This is a genomic window from Streptomyces sp. NPDC000880 (assembly GCF_053599675.1).
In genome coordinates this window covers 35,534-47,808 of sequence record NZ_JBSFMS010000049.1, presented here as the reverse complement: position 1 = coordinate 47,808, position 12,275 = coordinate 35,534, and the positions used below count along the sequence as shown (strand labels likewise).

The 12,275-nt window shown below is 70.1% G+C and carries 10 protein-coding genes and 3 pseudogenes; 9 read left to right on the top strand and 4 right to left on the bottom strand.

Annotated elements, in window-relative coordinates:
• Positions 1-121: 121 nt before the first annotated feature.
• Complete coding sequence (locus tag ACWDO5_RS18240; RefSeq protein ID WP_450531338.1) at positions 122-652, bottom strand: TerD family protein; 531 nt, start codon at positions 650-652, stop codon at positions 122-124.
• A gap of 47 nt (positions 653-699) precedes the next feature.
• Between ACWDO5_RS18240 and ACWDO5_RS18235 the strand changes: the two are divergent.
• The 5 genes and pseudogenes from ACWDO5_RS18235 to ACWDO5_RS18215 all read left to right on the top strand — a co-directional run.
• Positions 700-1,119, top strand: a pseudogene (locus ACWDO5_RS18235) (arylamine N-acetyltransferase); the annotation flags it as partial.
• A 10-nt stretch (positions 1,120-1,129) separates the two neighbouring features.
• Positions 1,130-1,414: an arylamine N-acetyltransferase gene (locus tag ACWDO5_RS18230; protein WP_450531337.1), complete on the top strand. Its 285-nt coding sequence runs from the start codon at positions 1,130-1,132 to the stop codon at positions 1,412-1,414.
• A 33-nt stretch (positions 1,415-1,447) separates the two neighbouring features.
• A complete protein-coding gene (locus tag ACWDO5_RS18225; protein ID WP_450531336.1) occupies positions 1,448-2,053 on the top strand; it encodes a YdbC family protein in 606 nt (201 codons plus the stop codon).
• A 227-nt stretch (positions 2,054-2,280) separates the two neighbouring features.
• Positions 2,281-2,940 carry a histidine phosphatase family protein gene (locus tag ACWDO5_RS18220; protein WP_450531335.1) on the top strand — a complete coding sequence of 220 codons (660 nt, stop codon included), beginning with the start codon at positions 2,281-2,283 and terminating at the stop codon, positions 2,938-2,940.
• A 12-nt stretch (positions 2,941-2,952) separates the two neighbouring features.
• Complete coding sequence (locus ACWDO5_RS18215; protein ID WP_450531334.1) at positions 2,953-3,861, top strand: ADP-ribosylglycohydrolase family protein; 909 nt, start codon at positions 2,953-2,955, stop codon at positions 3,859-3,861.
• Between the two features lie 133 nt (positions 3,862-3,994).
• Here the strand turns inward: ACWDO5_RS18215 and ACWDO5_RS18210 are convergent.
• Positions 3,995-4,780, bottom strand: a pseudogene (locus ACWDO5_RS18210) (MFS transporter); the annotation flags it as partial.
• Between the two features lie 23 nt (positions 4,781-4,803).
• On the opposite strand from ACWDO5_RS18210, the gene ACWDO5_RS18205 reads away from it, so the two are divergent.
• The 3 genes from ACWDO5_RS18205 (at position 4,804) to ACWDO5_RS18195 (ending at position 6,940) form a co-directional block, all read left to right on the top strand.
• On the top strand, positions 4,804-5,430 hold the full coding sequence (locus ACWDO5_RS18205; RefSeq protein WP_450531333.1) for a TetR/AcrR family transcriptional regulator: 627 nt from the start codon (positions 4,804-4,806) through the stop codon (positions 5,428-5,430).
• 105 nt (positions 5,431-5,535) lie between these two features.
• Entirely contained in the window at positions 5,536-6,237 is a 702-nt protein-coding gene (locus ACWDO5_RS18200; protein WP_450531332.1) for a ribonuclease HII, read from the top strand.
• Between the two features lie 82 nt (positions 6,238-6,319).
• A complete protein-coding gene (locus ACWDO5_RS18195; protein WP_450531331.1) occupies positions 6,320-6,940 on the top strand; it encodes a hypothetical protein in 621 nt (206 codons plus the stop codon).
• A gap of 63 nt (positions 6,941-7,003) precedes the next feature.
• On the opposite strand, the gene ACWDO5_RS18190 is transcribed toward ACWDO5_RS18195, so the two are convergent.
• Complete coding sequence (locus ACWDO5_RS18190; RefSeq protein ID WP_450531330.1) at positions 7,004-7,633, bottom strand: hypothetical protein; 630 nt, start codon at positions 7,631-7,633, stop codon at positions 7,004-7,006.
• 176 nt (positions 7,634-7,809) lie between these two features.
• Positions 7,810-9,644, bottom strand: a pseudogene (locus ACWDO5_RS18185) (helicase-related protein); the annotation flags it as partial.
• A gap of 197 nt (positions 9,645-9,841) precedes the next feature.
• Between ACWDO5_RS18185 and ACWDO5_RS18180 the strand changes: the two are divergent.
• Positions 9,842-12,001, top strand: coding sequence for a RecQ family ATP-dependent DNA helicase (locus ACWDO5_RS18180; protein ID WP_450531329.1), 2,160 nt, complete (start codon positions 9,842-9,844; stop codon positions 11,999-12,001).
• Positions 12,002-12,275 lie beyond the last annotated feature (274 nt).

Below are 12,275 nucleotides of genomic sequence, written 5' to 3'. Positions count from 1 at the left end.
GGTCATAGGTGCCGCCGGGTACGACGGTCAGCCGCCCACGTCCCGTGACCCGGCCGCTCTGGAACGGCGTCACCCGGCCGTCCGGATGTCCGAGCCTGCCGCGACCCGGAGCGGGGTCCTCTCAGTAAGTACTGTTGCCCATCAGCGCGATGAACGACTGCGGATCGGCGTCGAATCCGCGGACCGTCTCTTGGTATCCCCAGTCGCCTGCCTCGCCCTTGGTGAAGCCGCCGACGACCGCGGCGGTGGCTCCAGCCACGCTGGTGAAGTCGTTCTTCCCCAGCTCTGTGTGTCCCTCCAGGACCCGCACGAGGGGGTTCGCTATGTCGCCGAACACCTTTCGTCCGTCGCGCTGCTGGATGACCACGCCCACGACGACGCGCCCGTACGTGGCCGCCAGCCGGTCGAACTCAAGCGTCATGACCTCGTCGGAGCCGAAGCCCTGACCGGTCTTGCTGTCCCGGGTCAGGATGATGGTGCCGTCGGGCGACCGGCTGTCGAAGTGGACGACGTACGCCGGTTCTCCGGTCGGGGCGTCCGCCTTGTACGTCGCGGCGACGATGTCGAGGTCGTGGGGCGACTCGCCCAGAGGGCTCGGATCCCACTTGAGCGTTACCTCGGCCTTCCGGATCCCCTTGCTGAGACTGCTCACCGGATTCCCCTTCCCCGTAACTGCCGGGTTTTCTAAGTCGGTTGACCATGCTGCCACGCTCACCCTCCCGCACCACGGGGTTCGTATCACCGGTTCGCGCCACGGGTCCGGCGTCCGCTCAGTGCGGAATGTGCAGCGGCGGATGGTGTCGTACGACTTCTGTGCGACCGGCGATAGAGCAAAGGGTTGGTGCACAGCGCCGTCGTGACGATCATTGTGCAGGCTGGGGGCCGTTCGGGCCGCCGGCCTACTTCGCGGGGGTAGGGATCATGACGTGGAGCGGTGAAGAACTCGATCTGGACGCGTACCTGGCGCGAATCGGATACCAGGGCGCCATCGCGCCGGACCTGGAGACGCTGCGTGGGCTGCAGCGGGCGCATGTCGCCTCGATTCCCTTCGAGAATCTTGAGGTGGCGCTCGGGCGCCAGGTGCCGCTGGATCTGAAGAGTCTGTAGGCGAAGCTCGTCGGCCGGCGGCGTGGCGGTTACTGCTACGAGCAGAACGCCCTGTTTGCCGCCGTGTTGGAGCGCGACGCATCCGCAGTCGCGGTTTGTCGGCCAGGTGGTGGCCCAGCAGTCTGGTCCCCAGGTGCGTCGCGCCCTTGTACGTGGCGAACTGACCGTCTTACGCCCAGACGGCACGAGCGAGCGGCGCAGGATCGCGGCGGGCGAAATGACGTCCGTGTTGGAAGAGGTGTTCGGGATCGAACTGGACGCCGGGGATTCGGCCGAGTTGGTACGAGTGCACTCTGCCGGAGCGTGACCGGGGCCACGTTCCGCGCCGTACGATGGCGCGGTGCTGGTCAAGTGGATTCGCTGCACTGTGGTGGACCGTCGTGGGTTCGAGCGGGGACAGCGGAAGTGGGCGGGGCTGCTGGGTGAGCCGGGATTCCGGGGCCAGGGCGGTGGGTGGAGCAAAGGGCGGCCGCATGTCGCCCATGTCTTCGCCTTCTGGGAGAGCCGGGCGTTCTACGACTCGTTCATGGCGCGCTCCCACGACCGGCTGGCGTCCGGGCAGTCGGGGACGTACAAGGACATACAGGTCAAACTGTTCGACTACCGCTTCGATGTGAAGACCGGGTTCGAGCCTCGGTTCACGGACGCCGACGTGGTGCGGGTCGCGCACTGCAGGGTGCGGGAGGACCGGGTCGAGCACTACTCGCTGATGCAGGAAAAGGTGTGGAACCCGGCGATGGCCGGGTCGCCCGGGATGGTGCGCGGGGTGTTCGGGGAGGCGCCGGGGAGCGAGTTCCTGGTGATGTCGATGTGGCAGTCGGCCGCCGAGCACGGGAAGTACCGCAGGGAGCGGGTGGAGCGGCTGCTGCTGCGCGCGCAGACCGAGGCGGATGTCGCGGCGCTGGCCGGTGATGTGGTGCAGCTCGACCCGTCCTGGACGGTCTGAAGCCCCGGGCGCGGCCGGTGGAGGCGCAGCTGATCGTCGGTGCAGCGGGCGGTCGACCGACCGCTTGCTTGCTGCTGCCGTGCCACCGGCCGGCCCGCCACACCCACGCACGGACCGCCTGCTCCGCCGCCGACAGCCCGCCGCCGGCGCCGCCGTTCCCGCCCGGATACGCCGGATGGACTCGGCCCGGCTGCTCGGCCGAGCCCGGGCCGATCTACTGTCGTGCCATGGCACGACCGCGACGCATCGTCCTCGTCCGGCACGGCGAGTCGGAGGGAAACGCCGATGACACCGTGTACGAACGCGAGCCCGACCATGCGCTGGCGCTGACCAGCACCGGCTGGGCCCAGGCCGAGGAGACGGGCGTGCGGCTGCGTGAGCTTTTCGGACGCGAGCGCGTCAGCGTCTACGTATCGCCCTACCGCCGCACCCATGAGACCTTCCGCGCATTCGGCCTAGATCCCGAGCTGGTGCGCGTCAGGGAGGAGCCGCGGCTGCGCGAGCAGGACTGGGGGAACTGGCAGGACAGGGACGACGTACGGTTGCAGAAGGCCTACCGGGACGCCTATGGCCACTTCTTCTACCGCTTCGCCCAGGGCGAGTCGGGAGCGGATGTGTACGACCGGGTCGGGGCGTTCCTGGAGAGCCTGTACCGCAGCTTCGAGGCGCCGGACCACCCGCCGAACGTACTCCTGGTGACGCACGGACTGACCATGCGGCTCTTCTGCATGCGTTGGTTCCACTGGTCGGTCGCGGAGTTCGAATCACTGTCCAACCCGGGCAACGCCGAGACCCGGATACTGCAGCTCGGCGAGGACGGCCGCTACACGCTTGACCGGCCTTTCGAGCGCTGGCGCACACCCGAGCCGTACGGCGTCACCGGATAGAGTGGCAGGAAGATGACCGCTGACTCCTCTCGCGACCGGCGTTTCGAACGCACCCTGGACAGCCTGCGCGGACTGTCCGTGGGAGACGCCCTGGGCTCCCAGTTTTTTGTCCCCTCGAACTATCCACTGCTCAAGCGGCGGGAGCTGCCGCCAGGCCCCTGGCAGTGGACCGACGACACCGAGATGGCCTGCTCGGTGCTGACTGTGCTCGCGGCGCACGGCCGGGTGGACCAGGACGCGCTCGCCAGGTCCTTCGCCGAGCACCACGACTTCGACCGTGGCTACGGCCCCGCCGTCAACCGGATGCTTCGGCTGATCAGGGAGGGCGGCGACTGGCGCGAGCTGGCCTCCGAGCTCTTCGACGGCCAGGGCTCGTGGGGCAACGGCTCCGCGATGCGTATCGCGCCGCTCGGCGCCTGGTATGCCTCCGATCCGGAGCAGGCCACCCACCAGGCCGAGATCTCCTCCTACACCACGCACCAGCACCGTGAGGCGGTGGTCGGCGCCATGGCCGTGGCGGCCGCCGCCGCGCTCGCCGCGAATCCGGCCGGGCCGCCCGGACCCGAGGAACTGCTCGACGGTGTCGTCGCGCTCGTACCGCGCAGCGCGGTGGGTGCGGGTCTTCGCCGGGCGCGGGACATGCTCGACTATGGCGATGCGGGGACCGTCGCCGCCGTTCTCGGCAACGGCCGGCGCACGAGTGCGCATGACACCGTGCCGTTCGCGCTGTGGTCCGCGGCCCGCTCGCTAGGCGACTTCGAGCGCGCGTTCTGGACGACCGCGCAGGTCGGGGGCGATGTGGACACCACGTGCGCGATTGCTTGCGGCGTGGTCGCCGCGGGCAAGTCGGGGCGGCCCCCGGCGGACTGGCTGGAGCAGACCGAAGCCCTCCCTGACTGGGTGCCGGAACAGGCCCGCTGAGCCGCCGCCGGGTTGTTCCCGCAGCCGGCCTGCCGCTCTCCCTGCCGGCACGCGCGCGGGCCGGCAGGGAGAGGGCCTGCCTGTACCCCGGCTCCGGAAGGAGGCGCTTCAGGCGACCGCCCGGGCGGCAGCCCTAGGCGGCGTGGCCGCCCGCGCCTGCCGAGCCGCTGAGCGCCTCCAGGTCGCTCTTGCGGACCCGGATGACGAACACCGCGGTCAGCACGGCGAGTCCGACCAGACCCACCCCCGCCCAGAACGCCGTCGCGATGCCGTCGGCCAGCACCTGATGCCCCCAGGGCGGCGGCAGCTCGTGCGTCTTCGCGAAGACCTCCTTCTGCGCGGGCGTCGAGTCCGCGAGGAACGAGGGCAGTTGACGCTCGGCCTCCTCGCGGCTGGCGGTGCTGAAGACGGTCATGAGAATCGACAGTCCCAGGGAACCGCCGACCATCTGTGTGGCGTTGAGCAGGCTGGAGGCCGCACCCGATTCGTGTTGCGCGACGCCCGAGACCGACGTGAGCGTCGCCGTCACGAAGACCAGACCCATGCCGAATCCGAAGAGCAGCATCGGCCCCAGCACCCCGCCCGGATACGAGCTGCCCGGGTCCAGCATGGTCAGCCACGCCATGCCGCCCCCGGTGAGCACCGCGCCCGCCGTCAGGAACGGCTTGGGCCCGAGTACCGGCAGCAGCTTCGAGGAGATCCCGGCTGCGGTCACGATCATCACCGTGACCGGGAGGAACGCGAGACCGGAGGTTATGGGGCTGTAGCCCAGCACGTTCTGCACGAACAGGACGATGAAGAAGAACATGCCGAACATCGCCGCGGCGAGGCTCATCATGATCAGATACGTGCCTGAGCGGTTGCGGTCGGCGAACATCCGCAGCGGAGTGATCGGTTCCTTCGCCCGCCGCTCGGTCAGTACGGCCCAACGGAGAGAAGAAGATGGTCAATTCGCGCTGGACTGCCGCCGCTGAGACGCCCCCGGTCTCGCTGCGCCGTCGAGGACCCGTGCTGGAACGCGCGATCCTCGACGCCGCTCTGGAGCAGTTGAGTACGGTCGGCTGGAGCGGGCTCACCATGGAGGGCGTCGCGGCCGGGGCCCAGACCGGGAAGGCCGCCGTCTACCGGCGATGGCCCTCGAAGGAGGACCTCGTCGCGGACGCCCTGCAGGCCGGACTGCCGACACTGGACGTGGCCACCGACTACGGGAGCGTCCGCGAGGACCTCTTTCAGCTCTGCTTGCGGGTGCGGGACGCGATGTACTCCAGGTCCGGCTTTGCCCTGCGTTCAGTGCTTTACGAGTGCGACATTGCCGCGGCCGATCGGTTCCACGGGGTGATCGCGCGAGGGGTCATCGAGCCGTCCAACCGGCTCTTCCGTGAGGTGGTGCGCCGTGGAGTCACGCGTGGCGACGTGCGCCCAGACGCCACCGGTGACCTGGTCTTCGACGTGATTCCGGGCCTGATGATGTACCGCTCGAAGGTGTGCGGCAGCGAATTGTCCGACGGTGACATCGCCGACATGATCGATCAGGTGATGGTGCCGCTGCTACGCCCGCGCAACGGCTGACCGCGGGCACGGAGCCGTTTGGGAGCCGACGGGGAGCCCGGGCGGAGCCGTTGAGGGGAACCGGGTGTCGCGGGCAGGGTCGGGCGGCGTAACCTTGCTGGCGCCATGCCGTACGAACCACCCACACACACAGTCGAGCGCTCGATCCGAGCCACCACCGGCGCCAAGATCATCGCTGGTGTCGACGAGGTCGGACGCGGGGCGTGGGCTGGTCCGGTCACTGTGTGCGCGGCGGTCACCGGCCTGCGCAGACCGCCCGAAGGGCTCACCGACTCCAAGCTCATCGCCCCCAAGCGCCGTACGGAATTGGCCGTGCTGCTGGAGAAGTGGGTCACGGCGCACGCCCTGGGACACGCCTCGCCGGAGGAGATCGACGAACTGGGGATGACCGCGGCGCTGCGGCTTGCCGCAGTTCGGGCGCTGGACGCGCTGCCGATTCGTCCGGACGCGGTCATCCTCGACGGCAAGCACAACTACCTGGGATCCCCTTGGCAGGTCCGTACGGTCATCAAGGGGGACCAGTCCTGCGTCGCGGTCGCGGCCGCCTCGGTGATCGCCAAGGTGCACCGGGACGCGATGATGGCCGAACTGCGGGGGGAGTTCGCCGACTTCGGCTTCGACGACAACGCCGGCTACCCCTCGCCCGTGCACAAGGCCGCGCTGAGGGTGCTGGGCCCTACGCCCTACCACCGGCTCTCCTGGGCCTATCTCGACGCGCTGCCCCAGTGGCGGCACCTCAAGAAGGTCCGCATCTCCGCGGAGGCGGCCGCACTGGAAAGCGGGGGCCAGCTCGGCTTCGAATTCTGAACCCGCCCTCCCAGCAGGCCAGTCGCACTTTTGTACCCACCCGCCGATGCCCTCTTCACCGGCATTTGATAGACATCCACTCATGCCTCTCATCCCCGAGGAGCCTCAGATTCACGAGAGTGCCCAGGGTCCCCGTGCCACGCCGGCCGCAGGCCGCACCGCGCCGACCCCCCGTCCCGTACCCGGTCCGCGTTCCGCGGCCTCGCCGCGTCCCGGACACCCGGGTCCCGGCTCCGCCAGGCCCGCGCCGCCGACCCCGCGTACGCATCACTCTGCCGGGCAGCCGCAGGCTTCCCGGCCGGGAAAGCCCTCAACGCCGCAGATCCAACTGATCCCCGCCCCGGCGGACGGCGCGCTCGAAGCCGCCGGCGAGGCGGTCGACCTGCTGCTCGACTCCGGCCGAGCTCCGGGCGACGTCCTGGTGCTCACCACCGGTGAACAGCACCCGTGGGCCGCGCACGAGCTGTCCTTCGGCGAGGCCGCCTACTGGGGCCAGCACGACGCTCACGACGACGTCTTCTACGCGGACGCCGCTGCGGTGGGCCGGGCCTCGGCCCGTCCCGTGGTGGTCGTCGCGGTCAACGGAGGCGCCGACGACGCAGCCGCCCGCGCACTGCCCGCGGCCCTCGCGAAGGCGACCGCGCTGCTGATCGTGTGTGGCGATCCCCAGCGGATCAACACCGTGCTCGGCAGGGGCGTCTGAGTCGTCGCCGTACGGCCATTACCGGACGGCTGCCCCTTCGTGGGCAGCCGGAAGGTGGCACCCTCAGCGGGCCGCCGCGCGCCGAAGTGCTTCGGCCGCGCCACTCGCGGTGCGCAGCGGCATCGGTTCGATGTCGGTCACGGTGTCGGCGAGGTCGCCCGGCAACGAGGTGGAGTTGGGCCGTCGGCCACCTCGGCCCTCGCCCAGCACCTGCCATCCGCCGCGCGTCAGCGTGATGTACGCACCGCAGCGCAGCCCGTGCAGGGTGCACGCATCCCGCAGTCCCCACATCCACGCTCCGTCCTCCTCCGTCCAGCGCTCGTCGCCCTCGCGGCAGTAGAGCAGCACGGCGGTACGCACCGGCGTGCGGCGGCGCAGGTCGTGCGGGATGACCCGGCGCAGATGGGCCAGCAGCACGTTGCGGAACTCCCAGCCGTCGACGGGCGCGGATCGCCGGGGGAACGACGCGCTGGCAGCGAGCCGCTCCTCGTGGTCGAGCACGGCGACGACGGCCGTCGCCGGTGTCGGCCGGTGCCGGGTGTGCAATCCGCTGACAACCTCGCGGGGGTTGCGCAGCAGCGGTATACCGGCCGCCGCCCACTCGGCGGGCTCGAGCATCCTGGCGAGCCGGCTGACGGAATTGGCCGACGTCGCAAGTGAAGTGGCTGCGGACGGAGCGAATCCGAAGGTCACGGTCCTCCCTTCGCATACGCGCCGACAGCGCGGGCAGGGTCGAGTGGGGCCCACCGCGGCACGGCCCTTCCGGACCGCGAACGGGCCGCGCGGGGAGCCCTTCAATTCTTCCTGCCGCGTGAGCATGCGGCAACGAGCAATTTGGCGGCACCGACGGGAATCGGCGGGTATGGGGCTCATATCCCTGCCATATCCCTGCCCAGTTGTGCCCCCGGCGACCCCTCATGTCGCGTCTGAACCGCGAGGACCAGCGGAAACACCGCCCTCGCACCAGACCTGCGCAGCAGCCTCGCCGCCACAGCGAGGGTCCAGCCACTGTCCGAAAGATCGTCCACCAGCAGGACAGGTCCGTCGGCCGAGACCAGCTCCTCGGCCAACCGGGGCGGGACGATGAACGCCTCATGCAGGGCACGCACCCGCTGCGCGCTGTTGGTGCGCGAGATCCCGGAGTCCATGGCCTCAGCTGCGTACTCCACGGTGCCCAGGAGGGGTATCCGGCCGACCTCGGCGATCCGGGCGCCGAGAGATCCGACCAGCTGGGGCCTGCTGCGCGAGGCGACGGTGACCACACCGACCGGCCGGGGCGGCGCGTCCGGAGCGCCGGACGCCCATCCGCCTGGGCCCTTGGCCCAGTCGGCGAGGACGGTCACCACCGCCTTCACCACATCGTCCGGAACTGGACCGTCCGGCGCCTGCGCCGCGAGCATCGGGCGGAGCCTGTTGCCCCAGCCGATGTCGGACAGCCTGCCCAGCGCGCGGCCCGCGGAGGGCTGCTCCCCCTCAGGGATCCGGCCCTTGAGACTGACCCCACCGCTGCCAGCCCGGTCGGTCACATCTTGCGGGGCTCCACTTCTACACCCGGCCTGCCCAGCTCCCCGCGCGCGGCATCCAGGGCCGCATCGGGGACCTTGTCGCTGAACCGGGCTCCCGAGCAGTTGTCGCAGCGCCCGCACGGAGCGGCTTCCTCGTCGTCCAGCTGTCGCCGCAGGAACTCCATCCGGCAACTCGTCGACCGCGCGTAGTCGCGCATCGCCTGCTGCTCGGACTCCCGCTGCCGCGCCACCCACACATACCGCTCGGCGTCATACGACCAGGGCCGACCCGTGGTGGTCCAGCCGCCCTTCACCCGGCGCACCGCGCCGTCCACGTCCAGGACCTTGAGCATGGTTTCCAGCCGTGTACGCCGCAGCTCGACCAGCGGCTCCAACGCGGGCAGGGAAAGCGGCCTGCCCGCATGGGCCAGTACGTCGAGGGTGCGCCGCACCAGTTCCTCGGGCGGGAAGGCCACCGAGGCGAAGTACTGCCAGATCGCCTCGTCCTCCCGACCCGGCAGCAGCAGCACTTCCGCGTGCTTCACGCCACGGGCCGCGCGGCCCACCTGCTGGTAGTAGGCGATGGGGGACGAGGGCGAGCCCAAGTGCACGACGAATCCGAGATCGGGCTTGTCGAAGCCCATGCCCAGCGCGGACATGGCGACCAGGGCCTTGACACGGTTGGCCAGCAGATCTTCCTCGGCCTGCTGCCGGTCGGCGTTCTCCGTGCGGCCGGTGTACGAAGACACGGTGTGGCCGCACTGCCGGAGATACGCGGTCACCTCCTCGGCCGCAGCGACAGTCAGGGTGTAGACGATCCCGGAGCCGGGCAGCTCACCGAGGTGATCGGCCAGCCAGGCCGGCCGGGTCGCGGCATCGGGGAGCTGAAGCACGCTCAGGCTGAGGCTCTCCCGATCCAGCGGGCCACGCAGTACGAGGGCGTCCGTGCCCGCTCCCGTGCCCAGCTGCTCAGCGACGTCCGCTGTCACGCGGGCATTGGCCGTCGCGGTGGTGGCGAGCACCGGTACTCCCGCCGGCAGCTCCGCCAGCATCGTGCGCAGCCGTCGGTAGTCCGGCCGGAAGTCATGGCCCCAGTCGGAGATGCAGTGTGCCTCGTCCACCACCAGCAGTCCGGTGGCGGCGGCCAGCTTGGGCAGCACTTGGTCACGGAAGTCGGGGTTGTTGAGCCGCTCCGGGCTGCAGAACTGGGAAGGCATTCAATTCCAGGCGGAGTTGGAGCCCCTGATTGCACAAACGCGCCTACCGAGGATGGTCGTGGCTGAGCGCTCCGTCCTGGACATCCTAGGTCGGCGCGTGGTCGGTGGACCGTTCGCGAGCAGGTAGTGACGTTGAGTGAAGTGGCTTATTGTCCTCGCCATCGGGTTGCATGGGGGGCATGGACAACCTGGAGCTCCGCACCGAAGCCGATGCCATCCTCGCTGAGCTCGTCGGTGCCCCGGGGGGTTCGGCGCGGCTGCGGGAGGACCAGTGGCAGGCGGTGGCGGCTCTGGTGGAGGAGCGCCAGCGTGCGCTGGTGGTGCAGCGCACCGGCTGGGGCAAGTCGGCGGTGTACTTCGTTGCCACCGCTCTGCTGCGCCGACGTGGCTCCGGCCCCACGGTGATCATCTCGCCGCTGCTGGCGCTGATGCGCAACCAGGTCGAGTCGGCGGCACGGGCCGGTATCCGGGCGCACACCATCAACTCGGCCAACCCGGAGGAGTGGGACACCATCTATGAGGAAGTCGAGCGCGGCGAGACCGACGTTCTCCTCGTAAGTCCGGAACGCCTTAATTCTGTGGATTTTCGCGAGCAGGTGCTTCCCAAGCTTGCGGCCACGACCGGTCTCCTGGTGGTCGACGAGGCGCACTGTATCTCCGACTGGGGCCACGACTTCCGCCCCGACTACCGTCGGCTGCGGGCGATGCTGGCGGAGCTGCCCGCCGGTGTGCCGGTGCTGGCCACCACCGCGACCGCCAACGCGCGGGTCACTGCGGATGTGGCTGAGCAGTTGGGTACCGGTGCCGGCGAGGCCCTGGTGCTGCGCGGCCCGCTTGAGAGGGAAAGTCTGCGGCTGGGTGTGGTCCAGCTGCCGGACGCCGCGCACCGCCTGGCCTGGCTCGCCGAGCACCTGGACGAGCTGCAGGGCTCGGGGATCATTTACACCCTCACCGTCGCGGCAGCCGAGGAGGCCACCGCCTTCCTGCGGCAGCGCGGCTTCCGCGTGGCCTCGTACACCGGAAAGACGGAGAACGCTGACCGGTTGCAGGCCGAGGTTGACCTGCAGGAGAACCGGGTCAAGGCGCTGGTCGCGACTTCGGCGCTGGGCATGGGCTACGACAAGCCGGACTTGGGCTTTGTGGTCCATCTCGGCTCGCCGTCCTCGCCGATCGCCTACTACCAGCAGGTGGGGCGTGCGGGGCGCGGTGTGGCCCACGCCGATGTGCTGCTGCTGCCGGGCAAGGAGGACGAGGCCATCTGGCGCTACTTCGCCGATACCGCCTTCCCGCCCGAGGCGCAGGTTCGACAGACCCTCTCGGCTCTTGCCGGTGCGGGACGGCCGCTGTCCGTGCCGGCGCTGGAGGCGGCGGTGGATCTTCGGCGCAGCCGGCTGGAGACGATGCTGAAGGTGCTGGATGTCGACGGCGCGGTTAAGCGGGTGAAGGGCGGCTGGTCGGCCACGGGGACCGAGTGGGTGTACGAGGCTGAGCGGTACGCGTGGGTGGCCAAGCAGCGGGCGGCCGAGCAGCAGGCCATGCGCGATTACGTGAGCACGTCCCAGTGCCGGATGGAGTTCCTGCGCCAGCAGTTGGACGACGAGGGGGCGGCCCCGTGCGGCCGTTGCGACAACTGCGAGGGAGCCTGGGTCGATTCCTCTGTTTCGGCGGAGGCGTTGACGGGGGCGGCGAAGGAACTGGATCGCCCGGGGGTGGAGGTTGAGCCGCGCCGGATGTGGCCGACGGGGATGCCCGCACTGGGCATCGGCCTCAAGGGGCGTATCCCGGCCAAAGAGCAGTGCTCCACCGGGCGTGCCCTGGGGCGGCTCTCGGACATTGGCTGGGGCAACCGGCTGCGCCCGCTGTTGGCTGAGAACGCGCCCGATGGGCCGGTGCCCGACGATGTCCTGCAGGCCGCGGTGGCGGTCCTCGCCGATTGGGCGCGCTCTCCGGGCGGCTGGGCGTCGAATGCCCCAGACGCCTCTGCCCGGCCGGTGGGAGTCGTCGCTGTGCCGTCCCGGGCCCGCCCGCAACTGGTCGGATCCCTCGCCCAGGAAATTGCGACCGTCGGCCGCCTCCCCTTTCTGGGTGCCCTGGCGTACACCGGGCCGAGCGGCGTGCACGCGGTACGCCGCAGCAACTCCGCCCAACGCGTCAGGGCGCTGTCCGGCACCTTCACCGTCCCTGAGGACCTCGCTGGTGCGCTGGCCAGTTCCCCCGGCCCCGTCCTGCTCGTGGACGACTACACCGACTCCGGCTGGACCCTCGCAGTCGCTGCCCGCCTACTCCGCCAGGCAGGCAGCGAACAAGTTCTTCCGTTGGTTCTCGCCGCGGCAGGCTGAGCTTCTCCATTTTGCGGGTGAGGCCAAAGAAGTTGCCTCTGCGGTGGTGGGCGCGCGCCACCTCCCCCCATTACCCCTGGCAGGGCCTGAACCTGGTTGAGCCGCGCCGGATGCGGACGAGGGGGATTCCCGCACTGGCATTGACCTCAAGGTGCGTATCCCGGTCAAAGTGCAGCGTTCTACCGGGCGGGCCTGGGGCGCCCGCTGCTGGCCGAGAACGCGCCCAGTGGGTCGGTCCGTCTGCCCGAGTGACGGAGCCCCGCGACACCAAGGG